Genomic DNA, 15,265 nt, shown 5'->3' with positions numbered 1-15,265 from the left:
CGGCAGGCGAACTTCGGGACCCGCTGACGACTCTGTTTCTTGCATGAACAGGCAAAACATGCAACAACGTGCACGAATAAATAGGATCGTGTATGCTCACCGAAGAACGCCATCAACTCATTCGCGATCAGCTTGCGGCGGACGGAAAGGTGCTGGCCGGCGAACTCGCCAGCCGTTTCGGCGTCTCGGAAGACACGGTGCGCCGCGATCTCAGGGAATTGGCCAAGGCCGGGCAGCTGCGCCGCGTCTATGGCGGCGCGGTCGCCTCGGCGCCGTTTGCCGCCGCGACGCTCAGCCAGCGCAGCGGGCATGCGGTCGAGGAAAAGACGCGCCTGGCGAAAGCGGCAGTGGGGCTGCTCGTGGCGGGGCAGTCCCTGTTCATCGATGGCGGCACGACCAATGAAGCCATCGCCAGGGCAATCCCGCGCGATATGGAACTGACCATTGCCACCAATTCGCTGGGGGTCGCCTCGGCGCTGGTCGATCGTCCTCTGGTCGAACTGATCGTGCTCGGCGGCCGCTATGTTCCCGATCTCGGCACCTGCGTGGGCGCCGATACGCTGGCCGCCGTGGCCCAGCTTGGCGCCGATCTGTTCTTTCTAGGGTCCTGCGGTCTGGATGCCGCGCGCGGCGTCACCGCCTTCGATTCGGCCGAAGCTGAGGTGAAACGCGCCATGGCGAAAAACAGCGCCGGCATCGTCATTGCCGTCACCAACGACAAGCTTGCGACTGCTGCGCCGTATCGTGTCGCCGGCGCCGATGCGATCCGCCATCTCGTGGTGGAAAAGACCGCGCCTGCCGCCACGCTCGCCGATTTTCAAAGCCAAGGCGCGCAAATTCACTTTGCCTGAGCAGAAGCGCGCCTGTGTGACCGCTTGCCTTGACAAAGCCGGCCTCTCATGCGCTTTTCGCGCCAATTTTCGAGCCGGGCTGGTGCCCGCAATTTCCGGACTTTACCCATGACCACGCATCGTTACCGCAGCCACACCTGTGCCCAGTTGAGAAAGAGCGACGTCGGCAATTCGGTCCGCCTGTCGGGCTGGGTGCACCGCGTGCGAGACCATGGCGGGCTGCTCTTCATCGATTTGCGTGACCACTACGGCCTGACCCAGATCGTCGCCGATCCGGATTCGCCGGCCTTCAAAGTGGCCGAGACCGTGCGCGGCGAATGGGTGATCCGCGTCGACGGCGAGGTCAAGGCGCGGCTGCCGGAGACGGTGAACGCCAATCTGCCGACCGGCGAGATCGAGATTTTCGCGCGCGAGATCGAGGTGCTGTCGGCCGCCAAGGAACTGCCGCTGCCGGTGTTCGGCGAGCCGGAGTATCCCGAGGACATCCGCCTGAAATACCGTTTCCTCGACCTGCGCCGCGAGACGCTGCACAGGAACATTGTGGCGCGGACGAAGATCATCGCCGAGATGCGCAAGCGCATGGGCGAGGTCGGCTTCACCGAGTTCTCGACGCCGATCCTCACCGCCTCCTCGCCGGAAGGCGCTCGCGACTTCCTGGTGCCGTCGCGCATCCATCCCGGCACCTTCTATGCGCTGCCGCAGGCGCCGCAGCAGTATAAGCAGCTGATCATGGTGTCCGGCTTCGACCGTTATTTCCAGATCGCGCCCTGCTTCCGCGACGAGGATCCGCGCGCCGACCGGCTGCCGGGCGAATTCTACCAGCTCGACCTCGAGATGAGCTTCGTCGAGCAGGACGACGTGCTCTCCACCATGGAGCCGGTGCTTCGCGGCGTCTTCGAGACATTTGCCAACGGCAAGCCGGTAACCCAGAAATTCCGCCGCATTCCCTATGACGAGGCGATGCGCACCTATGGCTCCGACAAGCCGGACCTGCGCAACCCGATCGAGATGCAGGCGGTCTCGGATCATTTCCGCGATTCCGGCTTCAAGGTCTTTGCCAACATCCTGGCCAACGATGCGAAGGCCGAGGTCTGGGCCATTCCGGCCAAGACCGGCGGCAGCCGCGCCTTTTGCGACCGCATGAACTCCTGGGCGCAGAGCGAGGGCCAGCCGGGCCTCGGCTACATCTTCTGGCGCAAGGAAGGCGAAAAACTCGAAGGCGCCGGTCCGATTGCCAAGAACATCGGCGAGGAACGGACCGAGGCGATCCGCCAGCAACTCGGCCTTGCCGACGGCGACGCCGCTTTCTTCGTCGCCGGCGATCCGAAGAAGTTCGTCACCTTCGCCGGCGCTGCGCGCACCCGCGCCGGCGAGGAGCTGAACCTCGTCGACCGTGAGCGCTTCGAGCTGTGCTGGATCGTCGACTTCCCGTTCTTCGAATGGAACGAGGACGAGAAGAAGATCGATTTCGCCCATAACCCCTTCTCCATGCCGCAGGGCGGCATTGACGCGCTGAACGGCCAGGAGCCGCTCGGCATCAAGGCTTTCCAGTACGACATGGTCTGCAACGGCTTCGAGATCGCGTCGGGCGGCATCCGCAACCATCTGCCGGAAACCATGGTCAAGGCTTTCGAGATGGTCGGTCTCGACCGCGCAACCGTGGAAGAACGCTTCGGCGGCCTCTATCGCGCCTTCCAGTATGGCGCGCCGCCGCATGGCGGCATGGCGGCCGGTGTCGACCGCATCGTCATGCTGCTCGTGGGGGCCAAGAACCTGCGCGAGATCACCATGTTCCCGATGAACCAGCAGGCTTACGACCTCCTGATGAACGCGCCGTCGGAAGCGACCCCGCAACAGCTGCGCGAGCTGTCGCTGCGGGTGGCTGTAGCAAAGAAGGACTAACGGCAGCGCGGCAACTGCTCTTTCTCCCCGTCCCTATACGGGGAGAAATGTCCGGCAGGACAATGAGGGGCAGCGCGGACGCTGGCGATTTTTCATCGGTGGCAGCCGAGCCTTCTGACCGGCCAGGCATCGAATTTCATATTCGCAAGCGCCGGCGCTGCCCCTCATCCGCCTGCCGGCACCTTCTCCCCGTACAGTGACGGGGAGAAGGCAGCCAGTTCGATCAGTCCTGGTTCGCCTTGACCTTGACGCCCAGCGTCTTGGGCAGGTCGAGCGGGTTGGACACGGCGCCGGCCATGATCAGCGCGAACGGCACCGACGACGGCGGCTCGGCCGAGATTTCCAGGCTCTTCGGATCGTCGAGGAAGGTGTTGACCGCCGACGAGACTTCCGCCGTCAGCTCGGGATTGTTGAGCTGCGCCATGCCGAACGGCACGATCGCCTTGGCCTGGTTGGCGACGTCCTTGGCCGACATGCCCTGCTGCTTGCCGACATAGTCGAGCACCTTGCCGGTGAGCGAATCGTCCTCGAAGCGCACCGATGCGCCGTTGAAGGAAAGCTGCTGCATCAGGCCGAGCATGGCCATGCCCTGCGCGGAATTGTCGGCGCCTTCCGGCTGCGAAGCGAGCTGCTTCTGCATCGCCTGCATCGACTTGATGAAATCGACCGTGTAGCCGCCGAGGTTGAAGGTCATGCCGAGCGTGCCGGCATTCTCGACCGAGATGTCATATTTCGACAGCTCCATCTTGCCGTCGCTCGGCTGCCATGTGCCGGCCATGGCAATATTGCCCGAGATATTCTGGTAGCCGAGTGCCTCGATCGCCTCTTTCGACTTGGGATCGTCGATCAGCGAGAGATCCGCGGTGAATTTCTCGGTGTTGGCGGTGAAGTCCATCGCCTTGCCGTCGGCCGGCGGGGTGATCTGGACCGCAAGCCCGTCCATCGCGAACGCCGTCTTGTCGCCGACCTTGACCGTCATGTTGGAGAGCTCCGCCGATTTGTACATCATCAGCGAGCCGAGCGGATCGGTGCTGCCTTCGGCAGGGACCTTCATGTCGTGGATGACCACCGGGCTAAGGTCGAGCGTCACGCCGTCCTTGCTGTGTTCGAAGGGCGAGGTCGAGACGGTGGCGATCGCATAGCCGCCATTGGCCTCGGTCACACCTTCCAGCTTCACGTCTCCGATCGGCAGCGCTTCCTTCTCGGCCGCCGGCTTGATGGAGACGCCCTGCAGCACGGCGTTGGAATCGTCGCCCGAGACCCCGGTCCAGGAAATCTCGACGCCTTGGGCGGCAAGGGCTGCCTTGATGCGCTCGGCCACCGCCGGATCGGCGGCGAAGGCTGCATTGAGAGGCAGCGTCAGCAGAAAGGTCGAAAAAGCCAGTTTCTTGAGCGTTGAGCGTTGGATTGTCATGGCGAGTTCCCTGTCCTGATTTGGCTATGAAAATTGTTTTGAAACCTGCTCCATTCACCATTCCGTGACGAACGGGACGGGAAGAAGGCATTTTCCGGCACATTTGTCGAAAATGGCGACGAAAAGCAAACGCCGGCGGGCAGCCATTGCGCGATGCGGTGAATTTGTCATGAAGATCGCGGCTTTCCTCCGCCAGCGTGTTGCATGCCAGATAGAGGCCGCGTGTAACGAGTTGATGTTGGCCGGCGTCATGGTGCCGCCGCGGCCTGTTGCAGATCGGTGGCAAATTGCAGCCGCCTCCCGGGCGCTTCCGTGAAGCCCTTCACATCGCCGGTTTGTTCGTAGCCGCGACCAAAGCGCCGATGTTCACGCGGCGCTTGCCGCGAATCACCCGCTCGGCTAGTCCAAATCCATGGGAAAGAGGCTTTTGCCGCCCGATGACAATGGCGGCGGCGACAAAATCGAACCGGTCGATCTGAAGGAAGCGCTCGAGCGGCGCTATCTCGCTTACGCGCTGTCGACCATCATGCACCGGGCACTGCCGGATGTGCGCGACGGACTGAAACCTGTCCATCGCCGCATCATGCATGCCATGCGGCTGCTCAGGCTTAACCCCGATCAGGGTTTTGCCAAATGCGCCCGCATCGTCGGCGACGTGATGGGCAAGTTCCATCCGCATGGCGACCAGTCGATCTACGACGCGCTGGTGCGCCTGGCGCAGGATTTCTCGATGCGCTACCCGCTGGTCGACGGGCAGGGCAATTTCGGCAACATCGACGGCGATAACGCCGCCGCCATGCGCTACACCGAAGCGCGCATGACGGAGGTGGCGAGCGAGCTGCTTGCCGGCATCAATGAAGACGCGGTCGATTTCCGCCCGACCTACAATGAAGAGGACGAGGAGCCGTCCGTCCTGCCGGGCGCCTTCCCGAACCTGCTCGCCAACGGCTCCTCGGGCATTGCCGTCGGCATGGCGACCTCGATCCCGCCGCACAACGCCGCCGAACTCTGCGACGCCGCTCTCCATCTGATCGAACATCCGGAAGCGCCGGTGGCGAAGCTGATGGATTTCGTCCAGGGGCCGGATTTCCCGACCGGCGGCATCATCGTCGACAGCCGAGCCTCGATCCTCGAAGCCTATGAGACGGGCCGCGGCGGTTTTCGCGTGCGCTCGAAATGGGGCCAGGAGGACCAGGGCAGGGGCACCTGGAGCATCGTCGTCACCGAGATCCCTTACGGCGTGCAGAAGGCCAGGCTGATCGAGAAGATCGCCGAACTCTTGATGGCGCGCAAGCTGCCGCTGCTCGAAGACATCCGCGACGAGAGCGCCGAGGACATCCGCATCGTGCTGGTGCCGAAGAGCCGCACCGTGGATCCCGGCCTCCTGATGGAATCGCTGTTCAAGCTCACCGAGCTCGAAAGCCGCTTCCCGCTCAACATGAACGTCCTGTCGCGCGGCAAGGTGCCGAACGTGCTCTCGCTGAAGGGCGTGCTGAAGGAATGGCTCGACCACCGTCGCGACGTTCTCGTCCGCCGCTCGAAATATCGTCTCGGCGAGATCGAGAAGCGGCTCGAAATCCTCGCCGGCTACCTGATCGCCTATCTGAACATCGACGAGGTGATCAGGATCATCCGCGAGGAGGATGAGCCCAAGCAGGTGATGATGGCCCGCTGGTCGCTCACCGACAACCAGGCCGAAGCCATCCTCAACATGCGCCTGCGCGCCTTGCGCAAGCTGGAAGAGATCGAGATCCGCAAGGAGTTCGACGGGCTCACCGCGGAGAAGAAGCAGATCGAGGCGCTGCTCGCGTCCGACGCCAAGCAATGGGCGACGATCAAGTGGGAGGTTACCCAGCTTCGCGACAAGTTCGGCCCCGAGACCGAGCTCGGCAAGCGCCGCACCCAGTTCGCCGACGCGCCGGAGCACGATCTCACCGACATCGCACATGCGATGATCGAACGCGAGCCGGTCACGGTCGTCGTCTCGGAAAAGGGCTGGCTGCGCGCCATGAAGGGCCACCTGACCGATTACTCGCAGCTCGCCTTCAAGGAAGGCGATAGCCTGAAGCTTGCCTTCCATGCCCAGACCACGGACAAGATCCTGGTCTTCACCACCGGCGGCAAGTTCTACACCATCGGCGCTGACCGGCTGCCGGGCGGGCGCGGTCATGGCGAGCCGATCCGCATTATCGTCGACATGGAGAACGACCAGGACATCGTCACCGCTTTTGTCCACGATCCGAAGCGCAAGCTGCTGCTGGTGTCCTACGACGCCAATGGTTTCGTCGTTTCGGAGGAAGAGGTCGTCGCCAACACCCGCAAGGGCAAGCAGGTCATGAACGTCAAGGCGCCGGACGAAGCCAAGCGCTGCATTCCGGTTTCGGGCGACCACCTCGCCATTGTCGGCGAGAACCGCAAGATGCTGGTCTTCCCGCTCTCCGACATCCCGGAAATGGCCCGCGGCAAGGGCGTGCGTCTGCAGAAATACAAGGACGGCGGCGTGCTGGACCTGAAGACCTTCACGCTGGAGGTCGGGCTCTCCTGGCAGGATTCGGCCGACCGCACCTTCACCAAGTCGCGCGAGGAACTCGCCGAGTGGATGGGCGCCCGCGCCGCCGCCGGCCGCATGGTGCCGAAGGGCTTCCCGCGGACGGGGAAATTCGGGTAGCGGAGCTCCCCCTTCTCCCCTTGTGGGAGAAGGTGGACGAGCGAAGCTCGGCCGGATGAGGGGTGTTGGAAGGATCGCGACCTTTCAGTCTAAGCACTTAAATTCCTTGGATGTTTTGACGTCACACTCCGCTGGAACACCCCTCATCCGTCTCGGCGCTGCGCGCCGATCCACCTTCTCCCACAAGGGGAGAAGGAAAAGGCACTATTTGGACTATCGTCACGATTGCTGCACTATGATGGTGCATAAAGACCCATTGAGCCATCGGGCAGGGAGAAACGCCGGATTGAAGCGGGCCGAGATCCAGAAGCCGGGGCAGCGCCTGTTCGGCCTGTCGACGCCGCTCAGGGCGGCCGTCATTCCGCCGCTGTCGGCGGCGCGCTGGCTCCTGGTGCTGATCGTCGCCGCCGGCGTCTATTTCTTCCACGGCTTCCTGTTCCCGGTTCTGGCCGCGCTGGTCATCGCCTTCGCCAGCTGGCCGCTCTACCGCCGCCTGCTCGTCGCCGTCGGCGGCAACCGCACCATAGGCGCAACGCTTGCGATCCTCTTCATCCTCACCTTCCTGGTGGTGCCGATCGCGCTGGCCGGCACCTATGCCATCAACGAGCTGCGCGAGTGGGTCACCTGGGCGATCGAAACCAACCGGCACGGCGCGGTGACACCGGGCTGGATTGCCACCATGCCGGTCATCGGCGAGTGGCTGAACGAGCAGTGGACATCCTATCTTGGCCATCCCGGCGGCATCGGCGAATTGATCCAGGCGGTCAGCGGCTCCAATATCGGAAACATCTATCGCGGAGCTTTGGCTGCCGGCGGCAGTGCCTTCAGCCTGCTGCTGACGCTTCTGTTCATGATGATCGCGCTGTTCTTCGCCTATCGCGACGGCGAGTCTTTCGCCGCCCAGGTCGATCGCTTGGGCGAGCGCATCCTGCCGACGCGCTGGGAGCGCATCTCGCGCGTCGTGCCGGCGACCATCTCCTCGACCGTGACGGGCATGACCATCATCGCCATCGGCGAAGGCCTTGTGCTGGGCATCGCCTACTGGCTCGCCGGCGTGCCGTCGCCGGTCACGCTCGGCGCGCTCACCGGCATCATGGCGCTGATCCCGGGCGGCGCGCCGCTCTCCTTCACCCTGGTCTCGATCTACCTCGCGGCCAGCGGCAAGCTGTTCGCCGGCCTTGCGCTGTTCACGTGGGGCGCGGTCGAGCTCTTCATCGTCGACAAGACGCTGCGGCCCAAGCTGGTGGGCGGCCCGATCAAGCTGCCTTTCCTGCCGACCTTTTTCGGTCTGATCGGCGGCGTCAAGACGATGGGCTTCCTCGGCCTGTTCATCGGCCCAGTGCTGATGGCCCTGCTCGTCGCCATCTGGCGCGAATGGCTGCGCGAGGTGGAATTGATGGACGAGATTCCCCCGGTCGCCGATCACGCCGGCGCGCCGTCCCAGATCGAGGCGGCGGCCGAGCCGAGGAAGATTCAGGCCGGGTGAACCACCGCAAGCGCCGCCCGCCTCTTGCGGCCCTCATGCAATTGCCACAGCGAATGCGCCACCAGCGTCACGATCAGGATCGTGCCGCCGATCAGGCTGTTGCGCGTGGGAGCCTCGGCGAAGATCAGCCAGACCCAGATCGGCGCCAGCACGGTCTCCAGAAGATAGAACATCGCCACCTCCGGCCCCGAAATGTATTTCGGCCCATTGGCCAGGCAGAAGAACGAGATCGGCATGATCACGGCGCCGTTGAAGATGATCCACCACGGCGCGTTGACGTGAAAACCTTCGCCCGAAACCATGAAGGCGGCGAGCGCCAGCGGCAGGATGACGCCGACCAGCCCGGTGAAGCCCATGTCCTCGCCGCTGGCGCGCGAGATGGTGATGGCGAGCGCAACGAAGAAGGCCGAGCAAAGCGCCATGAAATCGCCGAACAGATGCCCGGTTCCGACCGAGCCGCCGACGATGATCAGCACGCCGAGGATCATCGCCAGCATGGCGGTTATGGTCGCAATCCGTGGTCTTTCCTTGAGGAAGAGCCACGACAGCAGCGCCGCGAAAACGGTGTTGAAGGCCAGGATGAAGACAAGGTCGGCGGTCGATGTATGATAGACGGCCGTGACGAAGCTTATGCCGGTCAAACCGTAGCAGACAGCAACGGCGAGCCCCGAGCAGCCCGGGATGAGCTTCGGCGCGTTCCTGTCCAGCGACCTCCAGATCGCCCACATCACCAGCCCCGCCAGCAAGGTGGTGCCGGTGCGCAGCAGCATGATCGTCCAGGGTGCGCCATCGGCGAGCCGGATCAGCGGTATGTCGACGGTCAGTGTGAGGCCACCGATGGCGGTGATCAGGAGACCTTTTTGGTGGTCGGTATGAGTGGACACGCGGGCAATCTCGCAAAGCAGTCTTGAAGAGGCGCACAGGGGCCATGTCGCGGTCGTTCCAGCCCGACGGCCGAAAGACCAGCGTCCTCCTCCTTGAAACAGTCTAAGGGTGAAGCGTAGGGCGGCTCAGCGACTGACCGCTTCGTGGTCGTAGCGTTCCCAGCCTTTCGGGCCGAGATGCTCCTGCGGCATGAAGCGCATCTTATAGTTCATCTTGCGCGAGCCGTTGACCCAGTAGCCGAGATAGACGTGGGGCAGGCCCATCGCCTTGGCGCGGGCGATGTGGTCGAGGATCATGAAGGTGCCGAGCGAGCGGTCCTCGAGGTCGGGATTGAAGTAGGAATAGACCATCGACAGGCCGTCCGCCATCTTGTCGGTCAGCGCCACGGCGATCAGTTCGCCCTGGCCTTTGCCGGTTATGAAGGTATCGGGGCTGCGACGCCGGTATTCGATGATCTTGGTGTCGACATGCGTGTCTTCCACCATCATCGCATAGTCGAGCACGGTCATGTCCGACATGCCGCCGCGGCGATGGCGGGCGTCGAGATAGCTGCGGAAGAGCGAGTATTGCTCGGTCGAGGGCTGCGCGTCATGCATGGCGCCGACGAGATCGGCATTGTGCTGGATGACGCGGCGCATGTTGCGGCTGGGATCGAATTCCTGCGCCAGGATGCGCACCGACACGCAGGCGCGGCAGGACTCGCAAGCCGGGCGGTAAGCGATGTTCTGCGAGCGCCGGAAGCCGCCTTGCGTGAGCAGATCGTTCATCTCCGGCGCCTTGTCGCCGACAAGGTGCGTGAACACCTTGCGCTCGAACTGTCCCTCCAGGTAGGGACACGGCGACGGCGCGGTCAGGAAGAACTGCGGCGACTGGGTCGGATGCTGCGTCATCTAATCTTGGAAACGCTCCTGCGAATCGCCCTACCTTTGGCCCGGCCGGCGAAAAATTCAACAGGATTGTGCGGGCGCGGCGGCCCAAGCCTGTTCATATTTGGGCACAGGCGGCTTGGTCGTTCGATGGATGCGGCTGTCGACACCGTCAGATGTCGGTGCGGGTGACCACGGTGCCGAGCAAAAGGTCGTGCAGCGTGCGCTTGCGGTCGGAAAACAGCGTGACCAGCAGCACCAGCGGCGTCAGGATGACGTTGCCGGCCCAGAACAGAACGGAATGCACCACCGCCGTCATGCCGTCGATACGGCTGCCGTCGAGCTTCTCCAGGCGGATGCCCATGATCTTCATGCCGGTCGTCGCCTGGTCACGGCTGCCCAGCGTGTTCCAGATGTAGAGGATGGCGACCATCGGCACCAGCACCGAAAACAGCGCCCAGCCAAGGCCGAAGGTCAAAAGCCCGAGAATGGCCACCAGTATGGCAAAGGGAATGGTCAGCAGCGCGACGAAGAAATAGTCGAGCAGGAAGGCAAAGATGCGCCTTGTCCGCACCCCGCGATAGGCGCGGGTGTCCTCGAACCTGGTCGTAATGATCTCACCATCCAAAACGCGTGCGTTCATATCCGTTCCTCGATCGCCGCATCCGCATAAGGATGCCTGCCGCATTCTCAAATGGTGAGAGTGGCCCGGAATTCAAGGAACGTGCCCGCGGGCGGGCGGCGTGATCTCAGAAAATGCCGGGACAGAGCCTGTAGCGAACCCGCCCGAGATAGTCGCGATATTCCTCCGTCAGCGCCAGGATGCGTTCCTCTCGCAGGATGCGATGCACCTGGAACAGCGTGATGATCGCGTAGACGGTGAAATTGTAGAGCGAGAAGCTCGACAGCAGGAACAGGATGTGCCCTGCCAGGTAGCCCGCATAGATCGGATGCCGCACGTAGCGGTAGGCCCCGCCGGTGACGACGCCGCGATTGGCGGGCAGGATGGCGAAGGAGCGGCCGAGCGACATTTTCCCCCAGATCACCAGCCACAGGGCCAGGAACTGCAGTGGCGCCGCGATGAACAACGGAATGATGGCGGCGCCCTCCTGAAGCGAGACGAAGCCCGAGCCGAAACCTGCCGTCAGCGAAATGAATACCGTGAAAGGACTCCAGTCGCGGACAATCGGCCGCCGCGCCAGAAGCAGCCAGATGAAGGTAAGCGTCTCGGAGATCGTCAGCAGCAGGACGTTGAGGCGGCCCGGATCGACGATGACGTTGTTCACGCCGCGATAGATGAAGATCGCGGCGACGAGCAGCGCGATGAAACGAAACAGGCCTTCACGCAGATCCAGGAAGACCGGGTGGGCCTGTAGGTCAGACAGGAAACCAGTCGCTGTGCCAGGCAAGGTATCGCTTTTGGACATGAAAACTCAGCCACCCCGTAGTTCCCTCGCTTATCACCATTGCACGCAAGCGTTGCCGTCGGGTTAAGTTCACGGCTCATATGGCCGCTTCTTCCAGATTTTCCGCGGTAGGCAGGCGCGATAGGCAGTTGAATATGACGCCGCCGCCGGATTAGCTTGTTGCGGCGCACAAGATGCGGGGAAGGGGTTCATGGATTACGACATGCTGGTCATCGGCAGCGGCCCTTCGGGACGCCGCGCTGCCGTGCAATCGGCCAAGCTGGGCAAGTCGGTCCTGGTAGTCGATCGGGGCAGGCGTCTGGGCGGCGTCTCGGTGCATACCGGCACCATTCCGTCGAAGACGTTGCGCGAGACCGTGCTCAATCTCTCGGGCTGGCGCGAACGCGGCTTCTACGGCCGCGGCTACCGGGTGAAGCAGGACATTTCGATCGGCGATCTGGTCGAACGGCTGCACAAGACCCTCGACCACGAGGTCGAGGTGTTGCAGCACCAGTTCATGCGCAACACCGTGAAGAGCGCGCGCGCCGCGGTTAAATTCCTCACGCCGAACAAGGCCAGCCTGACCGCCGACAATGGCGATTACAGCGAGGTTGGCTTTGCCAACGCGCTGATTGCCGTCGGCACCCGGCCGCACCGGCCGGCCGACGTGCCCTTCGACGGGAAGCGGATATTCGACAGCGACGAGATGCTGGAACTCCACCACCTGCCACGCACGCTGACGGTGATCGGCGCCGGCGTCATCGGCGTCGAATATGCCACGATCTTTTCGGCGCTCGACGTGCCGGTGACCTTGGTCGAGCCGCGCAACTCCATCCTGGATTTCATCGACCGCGAGATCGTCGACGACTTCATCCACCAGATGCGCGACCGCGGCATGACCATCCGGCTCGGCAGTCCGGTCAAGGAGATCGCCTCCAAACCCGACTATGCCGAGGTGACGCTCGCCGATGGCCGCACAATCCGCTCCGAGATGGTGCTCTACGCCGCCGGCCGCACCGGCAACATCGCCAGCCTCGGCCTCGACGCGGTCGGCATCGAGGCCGACGCCCGAGGCCGAGTCAAGGTCGATCCGCAGACCTTCCAGACCAGCGTGCCGAACATCTACGCGGCCGGCGACGTCATCGGCTTCCCGAGCCTTGCCTCGACCTCGATGGAGCAGGGCCGGGTGGCGGCATGCCACGCCTTCGGCGTCAATCTGCCGCCGCCGCCGGAGAGCTTTCCCTATGGCATCTACGCTGTGCCGGAGATCTCGACGGTGGGCTTGTCGGAAGAGCAGGTGCGCGAGAGCGGCGATGCTTATGAGGTTGGTTTGGCGCGGTTTCGCGAGACATCGCGCGGCCATATCATGGGCGTCTCAAGCGGTTTCCTGAAGCTGTTGTTCTCTGTCAAGACGCGCCGCCTCCTTGGCGCCCACATCGTCGGCGAGGGCGCCACAGAGCTCATTCATATCGGCCAGGCGGTGATCAATCTCGGTGGCACGGTCGATTTCTTCGTCAACAACACCTTCAACTATCCGACGCTGGCGGAAGCCTACAAGATCGCGGGCCTGGATGCCTGGAACCGGATGGGACGGGGGTAGAATTCCTAAGCCGCCACGTCCCGAGCCAGCTCTCTAACGCAGCATTGCCCGGAGGGCGGGCGCGGTCAGGCCGCCGGCATGGGACCTGCCAGCCACTGGCGCGCGATCGCGGCGTCGGCGTCGCCGAGTTCATGGCCCGAGGCAACGATGCGCGCGTCGACCTCGGCGCGGCGTTCGCTGAACAGCGTCACAAGAGCCGGGGCGAACGGGCCGTAGGTCTGGTCGGCGGCGCCGGCGATGATCAAGACACGCGTTCCGCCGAGATCGGTCATCGGCGAAGTGTCGAGCACCGGCATCGCTCGCAGAAGCGCCGCCTGCCGGATCAGGCCGGGATGGAGCAGCATCAGGCTGGAGACGACGTTGGCGCCGTTCGAATAACCAAGGAAGGTCGTGCGCCGCAGGTCGAGGTCATGGCGCACCGATGCTTCCACGGCGAATTCGGCATAGGCGGCGGTCTCGTCGCGGATGCTGGTCTGTTCGAAACTTGTCGGCGTGATTCGCTCGAACCAGCGGAAGCCGTCGTCCTGAGGGATGCGCCCACGCGCGGCAACCAGCGTCGCGTCAGGTGCAATCTTCCGTGCAAGCGGGATGAGTGTCGTTTCGTCCACACCCGATCCGTGCAGCACAAAAAGGCATTTGCCGGTCGACCTTGCCGGCGTCACCACGCGGTAGCGAAAGCCTAGATCGCCGTACAGGATACTGTTTTCGTCACTATATTCGGACACGCTCACATCCATTTGATTCCATGAGAGATTCATTGATTTGCCGGCTTCAAAACGGAATATTTTCGCGCTCCGTGAAAGTTGATTGAACCAGGCGCATTTCAGTCCGTTTCAGCGCCGATACCCCTCCCGCGGGAGGAATCGAAGCGGTGCGCCCCGGGGGTCGCATTGCTGGCTATGAACAACCAGCTTTGAGGCCTTTTGTCGATGACCACCCCTGTTTCCAACGAACGCGACAAGCGTATCGGAGAGCGTGACACACGTATCGACGTGCTGCGCGCGCTCGCGCTGCTCACCATTTTCGTCGACCACGTGCCGGGCACGGTCTTCGAGAATTGGACCTACAAGAATTTCGGCTTTTCCGACGCAGCCGAAGCCTTCGTGCTGATCTCCGGCATCTCGGTGGCGCTGGCCTACGGCACGAAGTTCAAGCCGGGCGGCCGTTTGCTCGCGACCCTGAAGATGTGGCGGCGCGCTGGCGTGCTCTACATCGCCCACATCGTCATCACGATGGTGGTGATCGCGCTGTTTTGCGCCGCCGCGCTTTTCGCGCACCGGCCGGAAATGCTGACCATGATCAACATCGAGCCCTTGATGAAGAACACGCCGCAGGTGCTGCTCGGCATCGTCACGCTTGGCCACCAGCTCGGCTACAACAACATCCTGCCGGTCTATGCGGCGCTGCTTCTGGCGGCGCCGGCTTTCGTGCTGTTCGTCAGCTATCGGCCGGTGATGGCGCTGATCGTGTCAGGCCTGCTCTGGCTCGTCGCCGGCATCTGGCAGATCGCGCCGCCAAACTACCCGGAGCCTGGCCTCTGGTTCCTCAACCCGCTGTCCTGGCAGTTCCTCTTCAACATCGGCCTTGCCGCCATGCTGCATGTGAAGCGGGGCGGGCGAATCCCGATCAATCCGTGGCTGCTTGGCGCCGCGGGCATCTACGTGGTCGGCGCGGCGATCTGGGTGCACAGCCCGCTCTGGGGCCAGATCACCTGGTTCAATCTGCCGGTGGTGATCGGCGGCTTCGACAAGACCTTCCTGTCGCTGCCGAGGCTGTTGCACATCCTGTCGGTCAGCTACCTGATCGTCGCGTTGCCGGCTGTCTCCAACCTCTTCCGCGTCAGGCCCGACAATCCGCTGGCCATTCTGGGCAAGCGCTCGCTGCCGGTGTTCATCGCCGGCACGCTGCTTGCGATGGCGGCGCAGGTGCTGAAGCTGATCAACCCGGGCGGCCCGGCTTACGATACGCTGCTGATCGCGGCCGGCATCGCCATGCAGTTCGCGCTTGCGCTCTACCTTGAATGGCTTGCCGGTCTTGGGCCGTCCCGCGCCAAGGAAGCGCGCGGGGAGGCTCCGCACAGGCCGTTCGGCGCGCAGCCGGTGCCGGCAAGGGCGGGAGGATTCTGAAGCAATTTCAGGAGAAGTGCGGAGCGGTTTCCGCTCGCAATTGCGCAACGCCGCAAGAGCG

Annotated in this window: 12 protein-coding genes; 6 read left to right on the top strand and 6 right to left on the bottom strand. The window is 63.4% G+C overall.

Translation table 11 applies throughout. From position 1 onward, the window contains the following. Positions 1-92: 92 nt before the first annotated feature. Positions 93-851, top strand: a complete 759-nt coding sequence (locus EJ069_RS10235) for a DeoR/GlpR family DNA-binding transcription regulator (protein ID WP_126061166.1) — start codon at positions 93-95, stop codon at positions 849-851. Between the two features lie 108 nt (positions 852-959). Next, a complete protein-coding gene (aspS, locus tag EJ069_RS10230; RefSeq protein ID WP_126061165.1) occupies positions 960-2,753 on the top strand; it encodes an aspartate--tRNA ligase in 1,794 nt (597 codons plus the stop codon). Positions 2,754-2,976: 223 nt separating this feature from the next. On the opposite strand, the gene EJ069_RS10225 is transcribed toward aspS, so the two are convergent. Then, positions 2,977-4,167 carry a hypothetical protein gene (locus EJ069_RS10225; RefSeq protein WP_126061164.1) on the bottom strand — a complete coding sequence of 397 codons (1,191 nt, stop codon included), beginning with the start codon at positions 4,165-4,167 and terminating at the stop codon, positions 2,977-2,979. Positions 4,168-4,579: 412 nt separating this feature from the next. On the opposite strand from EJ069_RS10225, the gene parC reads away from it, so the two are divergent. Both parC and EJ069_RS10215 read left to right on the top strand, forming a co-directional pair. Then, positions 4,580-6,835 carry a DNA topoisomerase IV subunit A gene (gene parC / locus EJ069_RS10220; protein WP_126061163.1) on the top strand — a complete coding sequence of 752 codons (2,256 nt, stop codon included), beginning with the start codon at positions 4,580-4,582 and terminating at the stop codon, positions 6,833-6,835. Between the two features lie 286 nt (positions 6,836-7,121). After that, positions 7,122-8,321 (top strand): AI-2E family transporter, encoded by a 1,200-nt coding sequence (locus EJ069_RS10215; protein WP_126061162.1) that lies wholly within the window; start codon positions 7,122-7,124, stop codon positions 8,319-8,321. Here EJ069_RS10215 and EJ069_RS10210 read toward each other — a convergent pair. The 4 genes from EJ069_RS10210 to EJ069_RS10195 form a co-directional block, all read right to left on the bottom strand. Then, the gene (locus EJ069_RS10210; RefSeq protein ID WP_126061161.1) at positions 8,309-9,205 is read right to left on the bottom strand and encodes a DMT family transporter; all 897 of its coding nucleotides are present in this window, start codon (positions 9,203-9,205) and stop codon (positions 8,309-8,311) included. The two genes, EJ069_RS10215 and EJ069_RS10210, sit on opposite strands and share 13 nt — an antisense overlap. Before the next feature lie 126 nt (positions 9,206-9,331). Next, on the bottom strand, positions 9,332-10,096 hold the full coding sequence (locus EJ069_RS10205) for an arginyltransferase (RefSeq protein ID WP_126061160.1): 765 nt from the start codon (positions 10,094-10,096) through the stop codon (positions 9,332-9,334). A gap of 148 nt (positions 10,097-10,244) precedes the next feature. Next, the gene (locus tag EJ069_RS10200) at positions 10,245-10,715 is read right to left on the bottom strand and encodes an RDD family protein (protein WP_073989170.1); all 471 of its coding nucleotides are present in this window, start codon (positions 10,713-10,715) and stop codon (positions 10,245-10,247) included. Between the two features lie 106 nt (positions 10,716-10,821). Further along, the gene (locus tag EJ069_RS10195) at positions 10,822-11,499 is read right to left on the bottom strand and encodes an isoprenylcysteine carboxylmethyltransferase family protein (RefSeq protein WP_126061159.1); all 678 of its coding nucleotides are present in this window, start codon (positions 11,497-11,499) and stop codon (positions 10,822-10,824) included. A 190-nt stretch (positions 11,500-11,689) separates the two neighbouring features. On the opposite strand from EJ069_RS10195, the gene sthA reads away from it, so the two are divergent. Beyond that, entirely contained in the window at positions 11,690-13,078 is a 1,389-nt protein-coding gene (gene sthA / locus EJ069_RS10190; RefSeq protein ID WP_126061158.1) for a Si-specific NAD(P)(+) transhydrogenase, read from the top strand. A gap of 65 nt (positions 13,079-13,143) precedes the next feature. Here sthA and EJ069_RS10185 read toward each other — a convergent pair whose 3' ends face one another. After that, positions 13,144-13,803 (bottom strand): alpha/beta hydrolase, encoded by a 660-nt coding sequence (locus EJ069_RS10185; protein ID WP_245456494.1) that lies wholly within the window; start codon positions 13,801-13,803, stop codon positions 13,144-13,146. A gap of 204 nt (positions 13,804-14,007) precedes the next feature. Between EJ069_RS10185 and opgC the strand changes: the two genes are divergently transcribed. Continuing rightward, positions 14,008-15,204 carry an OpgC domain-containing protein gene (gene opgC / locus EJ069_RS10180; RefSeq protein ID WP_126061156.1) on the top strand — a complete coding sequence of 399 codons (1,197 nt, stop codon included), beginning with the start codon at positions 14,008-14,010 and terminating at the stop codon, positions 15,202-15,204. Positions 15,205-15,265: the final 61 nt, after the last annotated feature.

The organism is Mesorhizobium sp. M2A.F.Ca.ET.043.05.1.1 (genome assembly GCF_003952445.1).
GTDB lineage: Bacteria > Pseudomonadota > Alphaproteobacteria > Rhizobiales > Rhizobiaceae > Mesorhizobium.
The sequence above is the reverse complement of the archived record's forward strand: the minus strand, read 5'-3'. Positions and strand labels throughout refer to the sequence as shown.

What these genes read in the sequence shown, in the direction of transcription:
- EJ069_RS10205 (WP_126061160.1), bottom strand. Translation starts at nt 10,096, where the DNA reads ATGACGCAGCATCCGACCCAGTCGCCGCAGTTCTTCCTGACCGCGCCG.
- EJ069_RS10225 (WP_126061164.1), bottom strand. Translation starts at nt 4,167, where the DNA reads ATGACAATCCAACGCTCAACGCTCAAGAAACTGGCTTTTTCGACCTTT.
- EJ069_RS10200 (WP_073989170.1), bottom strand. Translation starts at nt 10,715, where the DNA reads ATGAACGCACGCGTTTTGGATGGTGAGATCATTACGACCAGGTTCGAG.
- opgC (WP_126061156.1), top strand. Translation starts at nt 14,008, where the DNA reads ATGACCACCCCTGTTTCCAACGAACGCGACAAGCGTATCGGAGAGCGT.
- EJ069_RS10195 (WP_126061159.1), bottom strand. Translation starts at nt 11,499, where the DNA reads ATGTCCAAAAGCGATACCTTGCCTGGCACAGCGACTGGTTTCCTGTCT.
- EJ069_RS10235 (WP_126061166.1), top strand. Translation starts at nt 93, where the DNA reads ATGCTCACCGAAGAACGCCATCAACTCATTCGCGATCAGCTTGCGGCG.
- sthA (WP_126061158.1), top strand. Translation starts at nt 11,690, where the DNA reads ATGGATTACGACATGCTGGTCATCGGCAGCGGCCCTTCGGGACGCCGC.
- parC (WP_126061163.1), top strand. Translation starts at nt 4,580, where the DNA reads ATGGGAAAGAGGCTTTTGCCGCCCGATGACAATGGCGGCGGCGACAAA.
- aspS (WP_126061165.1), top strand. Translation starts at nt 960, where the DNA reads ATGACCACGCATCGTTACCGCAGCCACACCTGTGCCCAGTTGAGAAAG.